Raw genomic sequence first — 19580 nt, 5'->3', positions numbered from 1 at the left:
CGCGGAAATTTCAAACAGCGCAGCGAGGTCCTCGCACTCGCGGCTGAGGAGGCTGCAAGCCGGCGACGAATGCGCCCGAGGATGCGGCGCGACGACCGCCTGCGCCGCGCCATGCGAAAATCGCGCACTGAACAACGCCCGAGCCCTCCGAGACGCTGATCGATGACCTCACCCCCCTACGCCCGCCGACCTCTGCAAGACATTCGCCGCCGGCACTGGTCTGGCGAGCCTCTCTGCCATGCAAGCTGGCTGCTGGCCGGTAGTCCTCACGGCCTGTCGTCATCATCATTTGCCGGTGCCACCGGAATTCTGGATTGCCTCCCTTCATCCCGATGCTGACGAGGCGGCTGCGGCTTAGGGTCGAGTGTGTGCTTGGATTCTGATTCATCCCAACATGGACCAGCCCACGCAGCCCCCACACCCCTTGCTCGACGCGACGCTGCGCGCCGTTCCGCGCCGCTATCGCCTGCCGGACCTCGACCATGCCTGCGAGCCGGCCCTGGATGCCAGTCCGGCGACGACGCTCGCGCTCGTGATCGAACAGGCCCGCGCTACGCTGGCGCGGAGCGAACAGCCGGATGCGGCGTTGAAAGACCGCTTCACCGGCGCGCTCGCGCGCATGGTGCGCGAAGCGATGCGTGCGGATCGCGGGGATCCTGTGTTCCAGGCCATGGTCCTGCGGCATCGGGCCGCGCCTGTGCGCGAGTATGCGTCGCTGGCCGCGCGCGCGGACCAGGACCGTCGACTCATCCGCGCCGCCGTCAATGCGCTTGCCCATCCCGGCAAGCAGCAACGCTTCGGCCCCGGCCCGCAACGCGAGGCGATGGCGCGGCTGCATGCATGCGCCGGCACCGGCGCCTGGAACGAACTCCATGATGCCGCGCAGCAACTGCTGGAGATGTCGCAGACGCCTGCATCGGCGGGCGAACTAGCGGCAGCGCGCGGCCTGGCCCAGCTGCTGGAACACCCGGCGCTGGCACGTCTGGGGCGCCTGGATGCGCTGGCGTCGGACCCGCTCGTGGTGGCATACCGGGCGCTGTGGGAGCGGTACGGTCCGCGTTCGGGCAGCGCCTCCGCCGTCGCGCAGGGACTGTCGTCACGGCAGCGTGGCGAAGCCGCCGAGGCGCTGGCTGCGCGGGCGCTGCAGGCGTTGGCGCAGCGGCTTAACGCGGCGGAGGGCGCATCGGCACCCTACCGCGTGGTGACGTCGATGCACGTACCGGCAGCGATCCCGGCGGCGCATCAACACGCCAAGAGCGAATGGGATGCGGTGCTGCTCAGGCAATCTGCCGCAATGGGCGAAACCGTCGGCGGCACTCCGGCCTGGGACGTGTGCCTGCTGGTCGAGGTCAAGGCCTCCGTCGACGCCGCCGCCACGGACTTTCCGCGGCTGCTGCGCGGCTTGCGCCTGCTCGCGCAGGCGGACGAGGATACCGTCTATCCGTTTGCGACGCGCGAAGGCACGGTGCCGCTGCGGGGCGCCGCGCTGTGCGCCCTGCCCACGGCATCCACGTCTCTGTCCCGCACGGTGCTCTATTGCTGCGACGCGCCTGCCGAGCCGGCGCCGCGCCTGCTCAGCGCCGCCAGCCGGATGCAGTTGCTGTCGGCTGCGCCGACGCTGGACTTCGCCGCCACCCTGATGGCGACACCACCTGCCGACGCGGGCGCGCTCGAGCCGGTCTGGCTTGCGTTGCTGGAAGCGCCCGGCTGGCGTGCCGTGCTCAACCAGTACGAGATGCTGCGGCAGGTCCGTGAACTGATGGTGCACACGGACGACTTGCTGGCCGCGGCGTAGCCAGCGGATGGACGCGTCAAGACGCGCGCCACGCTGGTCGACCTACGATCTGCCACCAGAACGCGGCGCCAGCAGGTCTTCGAAGAAGAATGCCGCCAACTGGTGACGTCCGTTGACCTTGGCTTTGGCATAAAGGTTGGCGGCGTGCTGCCGCACGGTCTTCGCTCCGGTCTCGCGTACGCCGGCGATTTCTTCCAGCGACAGGCCCTTGACCAGTAGCAATGCGACGTCCCTTTCGGCCGGGGTCAGGCCCCAGCGCTCGAACTGCTCCTGCATCGATTGCAGGAAGTCGCGCGTGGACCGTTGTGCGGCAGCGTCGCGTTCCGCCGCCGCGCGCACTGCGGCATCAGCCGAATGCTTGAGCGTTTCGAATGCCTGCAAGGCGCGTCGGCGTTCGCGGATCACGATGCCGAGGATCACCAGGAACGCTAGCGTCGCCGCGGTTTCGGCATAGAAGTGGAACGACGGCCCGCTGCTGACAAGCTGGTACAGGTCCCATGCCTGATAAAGCGGGAAGACGGCAAGCATAAGCAAGAACTTTGGGGGCATAGGCGTTCGGTCCCGGGCCAACCCTGACAAGCGGCTGGGGAAAAACGTGCATCACGGCGGACGCGTAATGTAACTGATTCTCAATAACTGGCCAAGACCCGACGCGGCGAATCAACCCGCAGAAGTGAATCACTTAGCACAATCCGCCATATCGGACATGTGTCCCGGGTCCGTTGATGTGCAGCGAATGGCACCTTCATACGGGACAAAGGGCCCGAGTCGGCGCGGCAAATGCCGCTTACCGCCATTGACCGCTTTGAGCATGCGAATGAGTCGCATTAGCATGATTCGACCGTTTCGTATCCACGCATTGCTCACTGCGCTCCCCCGACATCCATCTGAGGCCCGACTCATGCAAGAGATCTTCGTACTCGCCCACGTACCGACCCCCGCCGTCAACGAAGGATTCCTGCCCGCGGCGCGCGCGCTCGGACGCTCCGTCGTCTTATTGACGGATTGTGCCGATGCCCATCGCGCCCACTTTGCCGGCACCGGCCTGCCCGCCTACCCGGCTGACATCGTCCCGTGCGATGTCTTCAACCCGCTGGCGGTGATCGATGCCATCACGCGCCGCGGTGGCAAGCCCGCGGCAGTCTTCTCGAATAGCGATCACCTGCAGGCGGCCACGGCGATCGCCGCCGCGTACTTTGGCCTGCCGGGCAAGGACTGGCGCACCGCGTACGCCGCCAAGAACAAGGCAGAGATGCGGCGGCGCCTGGCAGCGTCGGGCATCGACACGCTGTGGCACGCGGTCGTTTGCGACAGCGCCGGCCTGGCCGCGCTTGCCGACGTGCCCATGCCGTGCATCGTCAAGCCGCGCGAAGGCGTCGCCAGCCAGCAGGTCAGCCTGGCGCGCAGCCACGCCGAGCTGGCCGAGCATTGCGGCGCGATCTGGGCCCGGCACCCGGGCCAGGCATTGCTGCTGGAGGAATACCTGGAGGGCCCGCTGTACACGCTGGAAACGCTGGGCGATGGCAAGACACTGCGCGCGCTGGGCGGCTTCCGCGTGACGCTGTCGCCGCCGCCGTACTTCGTTGAGCTGGAAGCGGTATGGGGCACCGGCCTGCCCGCCGCGGTCGAAGCCGAAGTGCTGGACACCATCCGCCGCTTCGGCATCGGCTTCGGCGCCTGCCATACCGAATACGTGTTGACTGCGCAAGGCCCGCGGCTTATCGAGATCAACTACCGCAGTATCGGCGACTACCGCGAGTTCCTGCTCTCCGACACCTTGCAGTTCCCACTGTTCGAGCAGGTCTTGCGCCTGCACCTGGGCGAGGCCCTGCCGACGCTCGAGGTGCCGAGGCGGGCGGCCTGGATCCGCTATTTCACCGCGCAGGCGGAAGGCACGCTGCGACACGCACCGGCCCACAGCCAGCATGAGGGCGACGGCGTACGGCTGACCTACCAGCCCCTGCGCAAGATCGGCGACGCCATCCAGCTGACCAACTCCAACAAGGATTACCTGGGCGTGCTGCGCGGCAGCGGCCCCGACAGCGCGGGTCTTGCCGCTGCGGTCGAACTGGCCAGCAGCAAGCTCGCGTGGGAGATCGCGCAATGAGCGCCCGCTTGCCCGATCAACCGTCCCTGCCCGCGGCTGCCGACGCGGCCGATACGCGCTACATCTGTGTTCGCGTCGTCGATACCCTGCTGCGCGAGGACGTGCGCGCCTGTGTCAGCCGTGGCGAGTTGCACGGCGGTGACGCGGTACCCGGCGCCGCGCATGGATTCGATGCCGGCCAGCAGTGGCTGCGCGTCCCGCACCTTGGCGCCGGCAAGCTGTGGATCCCGGTAACGCCCACGCGCTATATGCAGGAATGGCGCCTGACCCGCCTGCCGGTGCTGCACGAAGCGGACGGCGCGTTCTCCGCGCTGCATGAGATCGACACCATCCTGGCCGCGTTCGCGCACGGCCTGCCCGAGGCAGATGCGCGCCTGTTCATCGCCTACGGCGACGAATGCCGGGCCGCGGCCGAGCATCGCACCGTCGCGATGGCCGAGCGCGCACGCTGGTTCGCGCAGGCCGACAGCGCTGACGGCCACGCGCTGCCCGCCTGGGACCAGCGCATGCTGCACTACGATCGCGTCGCGGGCTTCCTTGACCACCCCTACTACCCCACCGCGCGCGCCAAGGTGGGCTTTGCCGCCGCCGACCTGGCCCGCTATGCGCCCGAGTTCCAGCCGGCATTCGCGCTGAACTGGCTGGCGGTCCCGCGCGCGCGCCATCATGCCCGCGGCGACGCGCTGCCACCCAACTGGCCGGATTTCGCCGAGGTCGGCCTCGATCCCGCGCTGGCGCGCTCGCATGCGCTGGTGCCGGTGCATCCGTTCGTGTGGCAGCATCATCTCGATGGCTTCCTGAGCGACGCCGGCTTGGACGGGCAGGTCATCCGCGCACCGCGCGCCTGCCTGCGCGTGTCGCCGACCTTGTCGGTGCGCTCGCTGGTCGTGCTCGACGCCCCGGCCTGGCATATCAAGCTGCCGCTGACGATCCGCACCCTGGGCGCCAAGAACATCCGCACCATCAAGCCCAGCACCATCGGCGACGGCCATCGCATCCAGACCTTGCTGGGCGACATTGTCCGCCGGGAACCCGGCCTGCACGGGCAGGTGCTGCTGACCGACGAAGCCAACGGCGCCCATGTCGACCAGCGCCCGTTCCTGGGCTATATCCTGCGCCGCTATCCCGAGCCGCAACTGGCGGACAAGACGGTGGTCCCGGTGGCGGGCCTGCTGGCTGAAACCGCCAGCGGCCTGTGCGTGGCCGATGAACTTGCCGGCCGCTATCACCGCGGCGATCTCGACGCCTGGTTTGACGCCTACCTGGCGCTGACGCTGCAGTTGCACCTGACGCTGTGGCTGCGCTATGGCGTGGCGCTGGAATCCAACCAGCAGAACTCGATGCTGGTCTACGGCGAAGACGGCCTGCGCCTGATGCTCAAGGACAACGATGCCGCGCGCATCGACCGCGCCCTGCTCGCGCGCCGCTGGCCGGCCTTGGCGGCCCGCCTGGAAGGCTTGGAAGACCCGCGCATCGGCGTCGACGCGGCACTGCCGCTGGCGCAGATGTTCGTCACCATCACGCTGCAGCTGAATATCGCCGCGCTGGTGGAAGGCCTGGCGCAGCGTCGCGGCACCGACCCCGCCGCCGGCTACGCACGCGTGCGGCGCCACGTGGAAGCCGTCCTGGCCGACCTGGCCGCCGCCGGTGAAGACACCGCCTGCGCGCGCCAGGTGCTGCTCGACGACGAACGGCTGCACCTCAAGTACCTGCTGACCGCTGCATCGCTGGCGGAAAAGGCGCAAACCGGCGCGACCGACGTCAACAAGTTCTACGGCAAGCGTGCCCCCAATTTCCTCAGGGTGGCCGCATGAGCGCCGGCACGCGGCAGGTTGTCGCGGTGGTGATGCTGTGCCATTTCATCGCCGCGTTTGCAGCGCTGGGCATGCCGCCGTTCTTCGCCCTGATCCTGCAGCGCTCGCTGCACAACGACGTGCCGTGGCTCGCTGGCGCGTTCTACGTGGTGCCAACGCTGCTGGCGGCGATCTCGGCGCCATGGTGGGGCCGGCTCGCGGACCGCTTCGGCAAGAAGCCGCTGCTGATGCGCGCGCAACTGGGGCTGGCGGCGAGCTTCCTGCTCGCCAGCTACGCGACCAGCTCGCTTGCATTCCTGGCGGCGCTGGTGCTGCAGGGCGTGCTGGGCGGGACGTTCTCGGCCTCCAACGCCTACCTGGCCACGGTCGTCAGCGGCCCCGCCCTCACCCGCAGCCTGACGGCGATGCAGTGGTCGGCACGCGCCGCGCTGGTGGCGGCGCCGGCCTGCCTCGGCCTGTGGATGGGGGCCGAAGCGCCGATCGTGCTGTACCGCTGGCTGGCCCTGCTGCCGCTGGTCGCCGCCGCGCTGATCGCCTGCCTGCCCGCGGCCGACGCCAGCGGCGCGGCGCGGCGACCTGCCACGCGCGCTGGCGGCGCCGGTGACGCCGGCACGGTGGCACCGGCCACGCCGCGCCAGATCTATGTGCTGCAGTTCGCGTTCGTGTTTGCCACCGTGGCGACGTTCCCCTATTTCATCCCGGACCTGCAGCAGCGCCTGCCCGCCATCTCCACGGCCACGGCCGGGCTGCTGTTCGGACTGCCCCACCTGGTGTACCTGGGCGCGGCACCGCTGCTGTCGCGGCGGCTGGGGCTGGCGCCGTCGCTGACGCTGCTTGCTGCCGCCTACGGCACGCTGGCCGTCGCGCTGCTGGCGCAGGCGGCGCCGCTGCAGCTGCCCGCGCTGGTGGCATGGCGGGTGCTGATGGGCGTCGCCATGACGGTCGGCTTTATCGCGCTGCATGCGCTGGTCGCCAGCGTGGTGCATGCCGGCAACGCCGGCCGCACCTTCGGCTGGTTCGAAAGCAGTTCGAAATGGGGTGGCGTCGCGGCCGGGCTTGGCGCCGGCGCCGCCGTCAGCGTGGCCGGCCAGCCCGCCCCCTACCTGCTGGGCGCAGCGCTGCTGGTGCCGGCCGTTGCCTACCTTCTTACCGCCCGACAGCGGATGAGCCCGCTCTGATCCCTCACGAGAACGAGGTCACAAGACAATGCAAACGCAAAGCAAGATGGAACATGCCGGCACGCGCCGCCCCTTGGCTGAAATGGCGGAACTGGCCGGACTGGCCGCCGCGCGGCGCTGCCAGGAAACGCTGCTGAACTGCTACTGCCGCGAAGTCGCGGCCCCCGCCGGCCAGTTGCGCGTCGGTCCGCCCAACGGGCAGAACGACTGGCCCGCGACCATCGCCATGACCCTGCAGCGCGAGCCGGCCCAGGTGCTGGAAGTGCAGCTGCCGCAGATCCACGACCGCTTGCTGGTCGTGGTCGGCGGTGCCTGGCTGACCGGCAACTACCGCTACCTGTCGCCGGTCTTCCACAAGGCCGAGAACAAACCGTGGGCGCTGCTCGACTGGGAAGCGCTGGCCGCGCTGCTGCTGCGCGAAATGGCGCAACAGCACGAGCTGCAGCCCAACACCGAGCTGATGGAGCAAATCCGCAACAGCGTCGCCGTCAGCACAGAAGTACTGTCCGTGCCGGTAGCCGCAACCATCCCGGCCGACCCGGTCGACGCCTATATCGATTCCGAACAATCGCTGACCTTCGGCCACCCCTTCCATCCCACGCCGAAAAGCCGGCAGGGCTTCTCCGACGAGGACCTGCTGCGCTACTCGCCGGAACTGCGCACGCGCTTCGCGCTGGCGTGGTTCGCGGTGCCGCGCGATGACATTGCGCAGCAGTCGCTGCTCGACACCGGTTGCGACCAGCTGATCGCCGCGCACGCCCCGGCCGTATCCGCCGACCGCGTCGCGGTGCCGGTCCATCCGTGGCAGGCCGGCTACCTGCGCGGGCATCCGCTGGTGCGCGATGCGCTGGCAAGCGGACGCCTGCAGGACCTGGGTACGCACGGCGCGGACTTCTTTCCCACGTCGTCGATCCGGACCCTGTACCAGCCTGGCAATCCGTACTTCTACAAGCTGTCGCTGAATATCCGCATTACCAACTGCGTGCGCAAGAATGCATGGTATGAGCTGGAGAGCGCCATGCACGTCAACCGCGTGCTGCGTCCGCTGCTGCCCGAGCTGGCGCGGGCTTTCCCGGGGCTGGCGCTGATGGAGGAGCCGGCGTTCCTGTCGGTCGACCTCAGGCACGCCGACATCGAGCAGAACCGCCAGATCATCGAAGGCTTCGGCCTGATCCTGCGCCAGAGCGTGGATACCCTGCGCGCGCCCGACTGCGTGCCGCTGCTGGCCGGCTCGCTGTTCGGCAACCACTACTACGGCGATGCGCGCATGCAGCGCCTGCTCACGGTGCTTGCCGCGCGGGCCGGGATCACGGTGGATGCGATGACCGAGCGCTGGTTCTCCGCCTATGTGGAGCAGTTGGTTTACCCGGTCTTCCACCTGTTCTTCGCGCATGGCGTCATCTTCGAGCCGCACCTGCAGAACGTGGTGCTGGGCCTGCGCCAGGACATGCCCGCCCAGCTGTTCCTGCGCGATTTCGAGGGGGTCAAGCTGACGCCTTCGCGCCATCCCGCGTCGTCCATGCCCGGCCTCAGCGAGCGCGCCCGGTCGTCGCTGTGGTATGACGAGGAGCAGGGCTGGAACCGCGTCGCCTATTGCCTGTTCGTCAACAACCTGTGCGAAGTGATCGCGCAACTCGGTGCCGGCAGGCAGGCCCTGAGCGCGCGGCTGTGGTCGGTGGTGCGCCATCACCTGCATGCCTACCAGCATCGCCACGGCAATGCGGCGTCGGCGCAGCGCATCAACGGCCTGCTGGCCGGCCGCCCCTTCCCGGCCAAGACCAACTTCAGCAACCGCTTCTTCCAGCGCGCCGACCGCGCTTCCACCTACGTGCCCGTCGCCAATCCGATCCCCTTCGCCGGCCTGGAGGCGGCATCGCAATGACCGCCCCCGCACTGCGCTGGCCGCACGTCGCCAACCACCTGCACCACGCGCTCGCCGACGCCGGCGCTCCGCTCAGCGCCTACGTCTACGACCTCGAGGCGCTGCGCGCGCACGCCGCCACCATCGCGGGCAGCCTGCCGCCGGGTTTCGAGCTGTTCTACGCGATCAAGGCCAACTCCGACCTGCCGATCCTGCAGACCCTGGCACCGCTGGCGCATGGCTTCGAGATTTCCTCTGGCGGCGAGCTGGCCTGGGTGCGCGAGCACTTTGCCGAGGTGCCGCTGATCTTCAGCGGACCCGGCAAGACCGATGCGGAACTGGCCGGCGCGCTGGAACTGGGGGTCGAGGCGCTGCACGTGGAAAGCCTGCATGAACTGGAACGCCTGGCCTGGCTCGCGCGCGAGCGCGGCGTCACCGCGCCGGTTCTGCTGCGGGTCAACCTGGCCGTCGAGGGGCTGCAGGCCACCACGCTGATGATGGGCGGCAAGCCCACGCCGTTCGGCATCGCCGGCGACCAGCTGCCCGCGTGCCTGGCATGGCTGCGTGCCCACCCGGAAATCCGGCTGCGCGGCTTCCATTTCCACCTGATGTCCCACCAGCTCGACGCCGCTGCCCACCTGCGCCTGCTCGATGCCTACCTGCAGCAGGTCAGGCGCTGGCGCGCGCAATACGGGCTCGACACGCTGGACCAGGTCAACGTCGGCGGCGGCATCGGCGTCAATTACCGCGAGCCCGAACGGCAGTTCGACTGGCGCCGCTTTGCCGAAGGCCTGCCGGCGTTGTCGGCGCAGCGCGACGGGCTGACCGTGCGCTTCGAATGCGGACGCTATATCACCGCGTTCTGCGGCTACTACGCCATGGAGGTGATCGACGTCAAGCACGCCTTCGACCGTGCCTTCGCCGTGGCCTGCGGCGGCACGCACCACTTCCGCACGCCCTACGCGCAGGGGCACAGCCACCCGTTCCGGGTGCTGCCGGTGTCGTCATGGCGCTATCCGTTCGCCCGCCCCGGCGTGCGCCAGGCGCGCGTCAGCGTGGTCGGCCAGCTCTGCACGCCCAAGGACATCCTCGCGCAGGATGCGTACGTCGACAGCGTGCGCGCCGGCGACCTGGTGGTGTTCCCGTATGCCGGCGCCTATGCCTGGCATATCTCGCACCACGACTTCCTGCGCCACCCGCACCCGCGGCACTGCTACCTGCCGGTCGAGGACGCCCATGCTGCAGCCTAACCAGCTCAGGGCCGCGCTCGCGGCCGGGCGCGAGGTGTTCGGGCTGATCAACTCGCTGCCGTTGCCGCTGATGACAGAGATGATCGGCTACGCCGGCTTCGACTTCGTGATCCTGGATCTCGAGCATGTCGGCGTGAACCCGCAGACGCTCGAAAACATGATCCGCGCCGCGGAATGCGCTGGTACCACGGCACTGGTTCGGGTGCCGTGGGCAGCGCCGGACGTCATCCTGCGGGTACTGGATGCCGGCGCGCAGGGCATCGTGGTGCCGCACGTATGCAGCCGCGCGAGCGCCGAACTGGCGGTCCACAGCGCGCGCTACCACCCGCTCGGCAAGCGCGGCATCGCCGGCGGCCGCACCACCGGCTTCGGTACCCTGTCGTTGCCCGAGTACATGGAGCGGGCCAACCGCGAACTGATGGTAGTGGCTATGATCGAGGACCGGGAAGGCGTCGACGCGATCGAAGAGATCGTTGCCGTACCAGGCATCGACATGGTGCTGGAGGGCGCGATCGACCTGTCGCAAAGCCTGGGCGTTCCCGCCGACGCCCAGCATCCTGCCGTGCAGGCTGCGATCCGCCGCATCGCCCAGGCCTGCCAGGCGCGGGGCGTGCCGTTCTGCGCCATTCCGCGTGCGGCCGGACAGTGCGAGCAGTGGCGCGAGCAAGGCGTGCACGCCTTCCTGCTGGGAGACGATCGCGCCACGGCCTTCCGCGCCATGAAGCAGCTGGTGGCGGGCTACCGGCGTGAGTGCGCAAGCTGATTCCGCGACCACGCGCGCACGGCGATTGCCGCTACGCGTTACCCCGCCGCCGGGGGTTCTCCCTCTCCCGCTTGCGGGAGAGGGCCGGGGTGAGGGCCGGCGCGTCAACGAAGTGGGTGTGTCGGCATAGCCACGGCCTGCCCTCACCCCCTGCCCCTCTCCCGCACGCGGGAGAGGGGAGCAAACCATCAGTGGCAACCATCGCGTCGCCCCCTTAATACCCCCGCTCTGGCATCATGCAAGCCGGTACAACGCGACAGGAGCCTGCATGAACGATCCGCACGCAGCCGCGCCCGGCACCTCCGGCCCGCCCCCCGCGCGCCCGCGCACCACGCTCAAGCCCCAGGTAGTCGTCCCCGCATTGCTGGTCGTGGGCCTGCTGCTGGTGTTCTGCACGGCGTATCCGCGCCAGGCCGATGCCATGTTCTCGCAGGCGCAGGCCTGGGTCACGAGCCATTTCGACTGGTTCTACACCATTACCGTCACCATCTTCCTGCTGTTCCTGGTGCTGGTGGCGGCCAGCCGTTTCGGCGATATCCGGCTGGGGCCGGACGATGCGCGGCCCGAGTTCAGTTTTGTCTCGTGGACTGCGATGCTGTTCGCCGCGGGCATGGGGATCGGGCTGATGTACTTCGGCGTGGGCGAGCCGATGCAGCACTACCTGAAGCCGCCGACCGTCGCCGGCGGCACGCCCGGGGCCGCGCGCGAGGCCATGCTGATGACGTTCTTCCACTGGGGCTTCCATGCCTGGGCGGTGTATGGCGTGATGGGGCTGGTGCTGGCGTACTTCGGCTTTCGCTATAACCTGCCACTGACCATGCGCTCGGGGCTCTATCCGGTGCTGCATCAGCGCATCAACGGCGTTGCCGGCCATGCCGTCGATGCGTTCGCGCTGGTCGGCACCATCGCCGGCATTGCCACCACGCTCGGCTACGGCGTGCTGCAGCTGAGCGCGGGGCTGGAGCAGGTGGTCGGCTGGGATACCGGCGGCGCGGGTTTCCGCGTGGGGCTGGTGGCGGCCGTGGTGGCGCTGGCCGGCATCTCGGCGGCGACGGGTCTGGACAAGGGCGTGCGCCGCCTGTCCGAGCTGAACCTTACGCTCGCCTTCGTATTGCTGGCTTTCATCATTGTCGAGGGGCCGACCGTGACGCTGTTGCGCGCGCTCAGCGACAACATCGGCAACTACCTGTCCGGCGTGGCGGGCCTGTCGCTGCGGACCTATGCCTATGCCCCCACGCGCGATGCCGGCTGGTTCGGCGACTGGACCATCCTGTACTGGGCCTGGTGGATTTCGTGGTCGCCGTTCGTCGGCATGTTTATCGCGCGCATCTCGCGCGGGCGGACCATTCGCCAGTTCGTGATCGGCGTGCTGCTGGTGCCGACCGCGTTCAACCTGGTGTGGATGACGGCCTTCGGCAATACCGCGATCTGGCTCGACATGCATGCCGCCGCGGGCGCGCTGGGGCAGGCGGCCGGCAATGTCGACGCGCTGCTGTTCCGCTTCTTCGGCTATTTCCCGTTCAGCACGGTGCTGTCGTGGCTCGCGATCGTGCTGATCGCGGTGTTCTTCGTGACCTCGGCGGATTCCGGCGCCTTCGTCATCGACACCATTGCCTCGCAGGGCGCGAGCGGCTCGCCGGTGTGGCAGCGGCTGTTCTGGGCCGCGGTGCTGGGCGCCACTGCCGCCATCCTGATGGTGGCCGGCGGCCTCAAGGCATTGCAGGCCATGACCCTGGTGGCGGCGCTGCCGGTGGCGCTGGTAATGCTGGCGCTGTGCTACGGGCTATGGCAGGGGCTGCAGGCGGATCTCGCGCATTCGTCGCAGGAGCTGGCGCCGGCCACCAGCTTCTGGAGCGGCCAGCACTGGCGCCGCCGGCTGGCGCAGATTGTCCACCAGCCCAGCGAGGCCGATGTGCGGCAGTTCATCGAAGGCGCAGTGGTGCCGGCGATGCGCGACGTATCGGCCGAGCTGGCGCGGCGCGGCGTCGACAGCTCGGTGCGGCTGCACACGGACGATACAGAACCGGGCGAGCCGGGCGGCCCGGGTGCGCGCCTGACCATCCCGGTGGCGGACATGCGCGATTTCGTCTACGGCGTGCATTGCCGGCGCCAGCCGTTGCCTTCGTTCCTGGTGCGCGAGGCGGCCGAGCCGGAGGCGCGGCGCCAGCACGCCTATGCGCCGGTGACGTTCTTCGAGGATGGCCGCGAGGGCTACGACATCCAGTACCTGCGGCAGGAAGAGATCATCGCCGACATCCTGCGCCACTATGAGCGCTACCTGTCGCTGGCCGCCGACCGGCGCACGCAGTTGCTGCGGCGTGCGCCCGGGCATTCGTCGCTGACCGGTGAAGCGGAATGAGGCGGGCAGCGGGGTAGCTTCCCTGCCCTCTTCCTGGCCACTGCAAGGACAGCCGATCCCCGCCACCCCCGCCGTGTGGCGGCATCGGCACGCCGCGGTTCCAACGGTATCCGATGTTCCCGACCTGTTCTTCCAGCCCTGCGCGTAATTTCTGCACCGCTGGCGCCACGCTTGCTGCCGCGGGAGTCGGCGCCGCGCCGGGCCTCTGGAACGGGATTTGCACCGGTTCGCCCGCCTTTTGAAAAAAGGAGGTGCTATGTCAACCATCGAAGAGTCGATTGACGTCCGGGTGCCGGTGCAGGTCGCGTATCAGCAATGGTGCCGGTTCGAGGAATTTCCGCGGTTCATGGAGGGGGTCGAAGAGGTGAGGCAGCTCGATGACCGCCGCCTGCACTGGCGCGCCGAGGTCGGCGGGAAGCACAAGGAGTGGGATGCCGAGATAACGCAGAACGTCGCCGACCAGTGCATCGCGTGGCGCAGCGTCGCCGGCGCGGAGAACTCGGGCCAGGTGAATTTTGAACCGCTGGATGCGGGCGCGACCCGGGTATCGGTGCGGATGAACTATGAAACCGAGGGCGTGGTCGAGGCGGTCGGCGATGCCGCCGGCGTGCTGAAACGCAAGGTCGAGGGCGACCTGAAGCGCTTCAAGGAGTTCATCGAGGCCCGGGCATGACGGCTTCGGTGTGACCAGCGCGGTCGCGGCCTGGCCGGGCAGGCCGCGGCATGACCCGGATTTCCCCCGGCCCTGCCCCATCGGGCCGCGGCGGCCGCCGCGGCCCCCTTCCCGCCTAAATATTCCCGTTCCGCCTTCGTCGAACAGGGTGATGCGCCAGATGGCGCCACACACTTTGCACTGAACGGGAGCCCGCCATGAGTTTCGACCGCGACGACGCCACTTTCCTGGTCCTCGTCAACCACGAAGAACAGTATTCGCTCTGGCCGGACTACAAGGCCGTGCCCGGCGGCTGGCGTGCGGCGGGGTTCAGCGGCAGCCGCCAGGCCTGCCTCGACTATATCGAGCGCACCTGGGTGGACATGCGTCCGCTCAGCCTGCGCCGCTTCATGGAGGCGCAAGCGCAGACGGGCGCCTGATCATGGCGCCATTGCAGCTGTTCTGCCTGCCGTACGCGGGGGCCAGCGCCACGGCGTACCTGCGCTGGCGGCGCCTGTTGCCCGCCGCGATCGGTCTGGTCCCGCTGGAGCCGCCGGGCCGCGGTGCCCGGCTCGACGAGCCGTTGCTGCGCGATTTCGAGGCGCTGGCGGGAGAAATGGCCGACGTCCTGTGCCGCCATCTCGAGCGCCAGGCGGTGCCTTATGCGCTGTTCGGGCACAGCATGGGCGGGCTGCTGGCCTGGCGCCTGTGCCACCTGCTGCGCGAACGCGGCCACGCCCTGCCGCAGCGGCTGCTGGTGTCCGGCTGCGCCGCCCCCACCTGTCGCGATCCGGACCGGCTGGCGGCACTGCGTGGCGATGCCGCGCTGAGCGCCGACCTGCGCCAGCACGGCGGCACGCCCGAGGCGGTGTTTGCCGATGCCGAGCTGCTGCGCCTGACGCTCGATGTGCTCGACGCCGACTATCGCGTCTGCGAGAGCTTCCGCTGCGGCGAGGTGCCGCCGCTGCCCTTGCCCATACACGTGTTTGCCGGCCTTGACGACCCGATTGCAGCGGCCGACCTGCACGCCTGGGCCATCGAGACCCGCGCCGGGCACACCCTCGACTGGTTCGCCGGCGGCCACTTCTTCCTGCACGACAGCCAGGCCGAGGTGGTCGGCCGGCTCATTGCCTGCCTGAACGCAGCGCCGGCCGCCGGCGCCGGGGCGCCCCTGCCCTCGCCCGCGGCATCCGCCTCGCTGCTGCCCGCCTGACCTGCCGCGCCACGCACGACCCAACGCCAACCGTCTTCCCGAAGAGCCGATCCAAGCATGCAGTCCGATCCGAATCTACCGGCCACGCTGGTGGCCCATCTCAGCTTCCTGGCCGCGCAGCGCGGTGCCGACACGGCGCTGGTCATCGTCGATGCCGCCGGCGAAACCCGCTACAGCTACGCCGCACTGGACACGCGCGTGCGGGCGCTGGCGGCGCACCTCGCCGCGCAGGCCGAACCGGGCGCGCGTGCGCTCTTGCTGATGGACAGCGGCATCGACTATGTCACCGCGTTCTTCGCCTGCCTGTACGCCGGGCTGGTCGCGGTGCCGGCGTTCGAGCCGGGCGCCGTGCGCTCCGCGCAGGTGGCGCGGCTGCGCGCGATTGCCGCCGACGCGGAACCGGCGCTGGTGCTGACCACCGGCGCGCAGGCCCGCGACCACGCCGAGGCGCTGGCCGAGATTGCGCCCGGCGCGGCGGTGGTGGCTACGGATGCCGCGCTGCCCGCCGCGGCGCCAGCCTGGCAGCCCTACCCCGCCGGTGCCGAAACGCTGGCGTTCCTGCAGTACACCTCGGGCTCCACGGCCGCGCCGAAGGGCGTCATGGTCAGCCATGGCCATGTCATGGCGAACGAGGTGGCGATTGCCGAAGGCATGCGCGTGGGGCCCGGCGACGTGATGGTCAGCTGGCTGCCGCTCTATCACGACATGGGCCTGATCGGCGGGCTGCTGCAGCCCATCCACAGCGGCATCCCGGTGGTGCTGATGTCGCCGCAGTTCTTCCTGGAGCGCCCGGTGCGCTGGCTGCAGGCGATCAGCCAGCATCGCGGCACCCTGTCCGGCGGGCCGGACTTTGCTTTCCGGCTGTGCGTCGAACGCGTGCGCGACAGCCATCTGGCCGGGCTCGACCTGTCGAGCTGGGCGGTGGCCTACTCCGGTGCCGAACCGGTGCGGGCCGACACGCTGCGCGCCTTTGTCGAGCGCTTTGCCGCGGCCGGCTTCCGCCAGCAGGCGCTGTATCCGTGCTACGGCCTGGCCGAGGCCACGCTGTTCGCCACCGGCTCCGAGCGTGGCGCCGGCATGGTCAGCACGCGCTTCGATGCAGCCGCGCTGGCGCGCGGCCACGCGGAACCGGCGCAGGACGGCATGGAACTGGTCGGATGCGGCTTCCCGCGCGCGGGCCATGCCATCCGCATCGCCGGCGCCGGCGGGCAAGCGCTGCCCGACGGGCAGATCGGCGAGATCGAGATCGCGGGCCCGAGCCTGTGCGGCGGTTACTGGCGCAACGCCGAAGCCAGTGCCGCGGCCTATGGCGACGATGCCGGCGCAGAACGCTGGCTGCGCACCGGCGACCTCGGCCTGCGGCATGGCGGGCAGCTCTATATCGCCGGACGCCGCAAGGACCTGATCATCGTGCGCGGCCAGAACCTCTATCCGCAGGACATCGAGCGCGCGGTCGAAGACCAGGTGCCAGCCGCGCGCCGCGGCCGGGTGGCGGCTTTTGCGGTGGATGGCCCCGACGGCGAGGGCATCGGCATCGCCGTCGAAATTGCGCGTCCGGAGCAGAAGCGCGTGGGCCACGTGGCCCTGGTGCAGGCGCTGGCGCAGGCGGTCGGCAACGCCTGCGGCGAACCGCTCGCCGTCGCGCTGCTGCTCAATCCCGGCGGCCTGCCCAAGACCACCAGCGGCAAGCTGCAGCGCAGCGCGTGCCGCAGCGGCTGGCTGGACGACAGCCTGGACGCGTGCGCAGTCTGGGCGCACGGCAGTTTTACGCGCGGCGCCACGGCAGCCGCGGGCACGGCACCCGCCCAGGCCGATACCCCGCGCGGCGCGACCGAGCACGCGCTGGCCGCGCTGTGGACGCAACTGCTGGGCAGCGCGCCGGCCGGCCGCGACGCGCACTTCTTTGCCAGCGGCGGCAACTCGCTGACCGCGGCGCGGCTGGTGGCGCGGCTGCGCGAGCAATATGGCGCCGCGGTGCCGATGCGCCTGCTGTTCGAGCATCCGACGCTGCAAGCCTGCGCCGCGGCGCTCGACCAGTTGCAGGGCGATGCCGTCGAAGCGCCGCTCGTCCCCGTGCCGCGCCTGCCGCAGATGCCGCAGATGCCGCTGGCGCCGGCGCAGCAGCGGCTCTGGCTGACCGACCGCATCGCCGCCGACGGCGATCGCTGGATCTACAACATGGCCGGCGGGCTGCGCCTCACCGGCGCACTGGACACCACGGCGCTGCACGCCGCGCTGAACGCGCTGGTCGCGCGCCACGAAATCTTGCGCACCAGCTACCCCGCCGATGCGCACGGCACGCCGTATGCGCGGATCGAAGCCGAACTGATGCTCGACCTGCCCGTCAGCGACCTTTCAGCGCTAAGCCCCGCGCAACGCGATGCCGCGCTGCAGGAACTGGCCGAGGGCCAGGCGCGCGACCCGTTCGACCTGGCGCAGGCGCCATTGCTGCGCGCCCGCCTGGTGCGGCTCGCCGCCGATGACCATGCGCTGCTGCTGACGCTGCACCATATCGTCGGCGATGGCTGGTCAGTCGCCATCCTGCTCGATACGCTCGCCGCCGCCTACAACGCGGCACGCGCCGGTGTCCCGCTCGACTGGCAACCGCTGCCGATCCAGTATGCCGACTACGCGGCGCACCAGCGCGCGGCCGAAGCCGGCCCGCAACCCCAGGCCGAGGCCGACGTCGACTACTGGCGCGACGCCCTGCGGGACGCGCCGAAACAGCCGACCTTGCCTACCCCGAACCGGCGCCCGCCCGTGGCGTCCAGCCACGGTGCCGCGTGCCATACCGTGCTGCCGGCCACGCTGCTGGCGCAGGCCGACGCGCTCGCGCAGGCCCATGGCGCCTCGCGCTACATGGTGCTGCTGGCCGCCTTCCACGCCCTGCTGCACCGGCTCAGCGGCGCCGCGGACCAGCTCGTCGGCATCGACGTGGCCGGACGCCCGCGGCGCGAGCTGGAGGACCTGGTGGGCTTCTTCGTCAACGTGCTGCCGCTGCGCGCGCAATGCCACGCCGGCATGCGCTTTGCCGACCTGCTGGCGCAGGTGCGCACGCGCACGCTGGTTGCCTTCGACCACCAGTCGCTGCCGTTCGAGCGCATCGTCGAGGCCGCCGGGGTGCCGCGCGAACGCGCCTGGCATCCGCTGGTGCAGGTGTTGTTCGTGCTGCAGAACACGCCCGGCCAGGCCCGGCAGTTCGACGGCCTGCATGCGGCGCGCTTGCCAACGCCGGTGCACGCGGCCAAGTTCGACCTGGCCGTTTTCCTTGAGCCAGGCGACGACGGCGTGCGCGCCGAATGGGTCTATGCCACCGCGCTGTTCCCGCGCGCCACCATGCAGCGCATTGCCGACGCCTACGGCACCGTGCTGGCGCAGGCCGTGGCCGATCCTGCCCGTCTGCTGGCCGGCCTCGAGGTGCCGGCCGGCCATTGCGAACCCGTTCCAGACCAGCCCGCCATGACTGCCACCGCCGCGCCGCGCCCCAGCAAGCTCGACAAACTCGGCAAGCTCGCCAGCCTGCCCCGCCGCGCCGGCCATGGAACGCCCGCCGCGCCGCTGGTGCGGACGTCGTTCCTGGCGCCGGGCCAGACCTTCCCGATCGTGATGGAGCCCGCCTCGCCCGATCTCGATCCGGTGGCCTGGGCATTGGCGCAGCGCGAGCAGATCGAGGCCACGCTGTGCCGCCACGGCGGCATCCTGCTGCGCGGCTTCGGCCTGCGCACGCCGCAGGAGTTCGAGCAGTTCGCCGAAGCCATCGAGCCGGGCCTGTACGGTGCCTACGGTGACTTGCCGAAAAAAGAAGGCGGCCGCAACACCTACCGCTCGACGCCGTACCCCGAGCGCGAAATGATCCTGTTCCATAACGAAAGCGCGCACCTGCCGCGCTGGCCGCGCAAGCAGTGGTTCTTCTGCGAGCTGCCGTCGCCGGTGGGCGGCGCCACGCCGATCGTCGACTGCCGCGAGCTGTACCGCCGGCTGCCGCGCGCGCTGGCCGACCGCTTCGAGCGCAAGGGGCTGCGCTATGTGCGCACCTTCAACGACAAGCTCGACGTGAGCTGGCGCGACTTCTTCAAGACCGATTCGCGCGAGGAGGTCGAAGCGCGGCTGCGCGCTTCGGGCACCGACTTCGCGTGGCTGGACGCCGACACGCTGCAGACGCGCGAGCATTGCCCGGCCGTGATCGCGCACCCCGTCACCGGCGAGCGCAGCTTCTTCAACCAGGTGCAGCTGCACCACACCGCCTGCCTGGACCCGGAAGTGCGGCGCGACCTGCTGGAAATCGTCGGCCCGCAGCGGATGCCGCGGCAGGTGACGTTCGGCGACGGCAGCCCGATCGGCGACGATGTCATGGCGCTGATCGGCGAGCTGTATGAGGCTTGCGCGGTGCGCTTCGCCTGGCGCCAGGGCGACGTGGTGATGCTCGACAACATGCTGGCCGCCCACGCGCGCGACCCGTACCAGGGCCCGCGCAAGATCGTGGTGGCGATGGGCGACATGTTCGAGCGCAAGGACCTGCCGACGCTGGCGGCGCGCGCCGCGGCGCAGGATGCCGCCGTGGCGGCCGACACCGTGCTGGAGGGCTGAG

The 19580-nt window shown here is 69.9% G+C and carries 13 protein-coding genes; 12 read left to right on the top strand and 1 reads right to left on the bottom strand.

All coding sequences use genetic code 11. The annotated features are described in order from the left end of the window. The first annotated feature begins 394 nt into the window (after positions 1-394). The gene (locus LIN44_RS17955; protein WP_227315624.1) at positions 395-1795 is read left to right on the top strand and encodes a 3-deoxy-D-arabino-heptulosonate 7-phosphate synthase; all 1401 of its coding nucleotides are present in this window, start codon (positions 395-397) and stop codon (positions 1793-1795) included. A 42-nt stretch (positions 1796-1837) separates the two neighbouring features. Here LIN44_RS17955 and LIN44_RS17950 read toward each other — a convergent pair whose 3' ends face one another. Further along, positions 1838-2323, bottom strand: a complete 486-nt coding sequence (locus LIN44_RS17950; protein WP_227315623.1) for a helix-turn-helix transcriptional regulator — start codon at positions 2321-2323, stop codon at positions 1838-1840. A gap of 373 nt (positions 2324-2696) precedes the next feature. Here LIN44_RS17950 and LIN44_RS17945 point away from each other — a divergent pair, with 373 nt between their 5' ends. The 11 genes from LIN44_RS17945 to LIN44_RS17895 all read left to right on the top strand — a co-directional run bounded on the left by LIN44_RS17945 (position 2697) and on the right by LIN44_RS17895 (position 19579). Beyond that, a complete protein-coding gene (locus LIN44_RS17945; protein WP_227315622.1) occupies positions 2697-3902 on the top strand; it encodes a siderophore biosynthesis protein in 1206 nt (401 codons plus the stop codon). Continuing rightward, positions 3899-5716: an IucA/IucC family siderophore biosynthesis protein gene (locus LIN44_RS17940; RefSeq protein WP_227315621.1), complete on the top strand. Its 1818-nt coding sequence runs from the start codon at positions 3899-3901 to the stop codon at positions 5714-5716. The genes LIN44_RS17945 and LIN44_RS17940 overlap by 4 nt, the downstream gene beginning before the upstream one ends. Beyond that, on the top strand, positions 5713-6894 hold the full coding sequence (locus tag LIN44_RS17935) for an MFS transporter (RefSeq protein WP_227315620.1): 1182 nt from the start codon (positions 5713-5715) through the stop codon (positions 6892-6894). The genes LIN44_RS17940 and LIN44_RS17935 overlap by 4 nt, the downstream gene beginning before the upstream one ends. Before the next feature lie 28 nt (positions 6895-6922). Further along, positions 6923-8776, top strand: a complete 1854-nt coding sequence (locus LIN44_RS17930) for an IucA/IucC family siderophore biosynthesis protein (RefSeq protein ID WP_227315619.1) — start codon at positions 6923-6925, stop codon at positions 8774-8776. Continuing rightward, positions 8773-10005, top strand: coding sequence for a type III PLP-dependent enzyme (locus LIN44_RS17925; RefSeq protein WP_227315618.1), 1233 nt, complete (start codon positions 8773-8775; stop codon positions 10003-10005). The genes LIN44_RS17930 and LIN44_RS17925 overlap by 4 nt, the downstream gene beginning before the upstream one ends. Next, a complete protein-coding gene (locus LIN44_RS17920) occupies positions 9992-10768 on the top strand; it encodes an HpcH/HpaI aldolase/citrate lyase family protein (RefSeq protein WP_227315617.1) in 777 nt (258 codons plus the stop codon). Before LIN44_RS17925 ends, LIN44_RS17920 begins: the two co-directional genes overlap by 14 nt. Positions 10769-11036: 268 nt before the next feature. Beyond that, a complete protein-coding gene (locus LIN44_RS17915; RefSeq protein ID WP_227315616.1) occupies positions 11037-13127 on the top strand; it encodes a BCCT family transporter in 2091 nt (696 codons plus the stop codon). Between the two features lie 256 nt (positions 13128-13383). Beyond that, positions 13384-13800 (top strand): SRPBCC family protein, encoded by a 417-nt coding sequence (locus LIN44_RS17910; protein ID WP_227315615.1) that lies wholly within the window; start codon positions 13384-13386, stop codon positions 13798-13800. A 197-nt stretch (positions 13801-13997) separates the two neighbouring features. After that, positions 13998-14219 (top strand): MbtH family protein, encoded by a 222-nt coding sequence (locus LIN44_RS17905; protein ID WP_227315614.1) that lies wholly within the window; start codon positions 13998-14000, stop codon positions 14217-14219. A 2-nt stretch (positions 14220-14221) separates the two neighbouring features. Continuing rightward, a complete protein-coding gene (locus LIN44_RS17900) occupies positions 14222-14992 on the top strand; it encodes a thioesterase II family protein (protein WP_227315613.1) in 771 nt (256 codons plus the stop codon). A 57-nt stretch (positions 14993-15049) separates the two neighbouring features. Then, positions 15050-19579: a condensation domain-containing protein gene (locus LIN44_RS17895; protein WP_227315612.1), complete on the top strand. Its 4530-nt coding sequence runs from the start codon at positions 15050-15052 to the stop codon at positions 19577-19579. Position 19580: the final 1 nt, after the last annotated feature.

It is taken from the genome of Cupriavidus sp. MP-37, assembly GCF_020618415.1.
GTDB lineage: Bacteria > Pseudomonadota > Gammaproteobacteria > Burkholderiales > Burkholderiaceae > Cupriavidus.
Note: the sequence above shows the minus strand (reverse complement) of the source record. Positions and strands in the feature narration are given on the sequence as shown.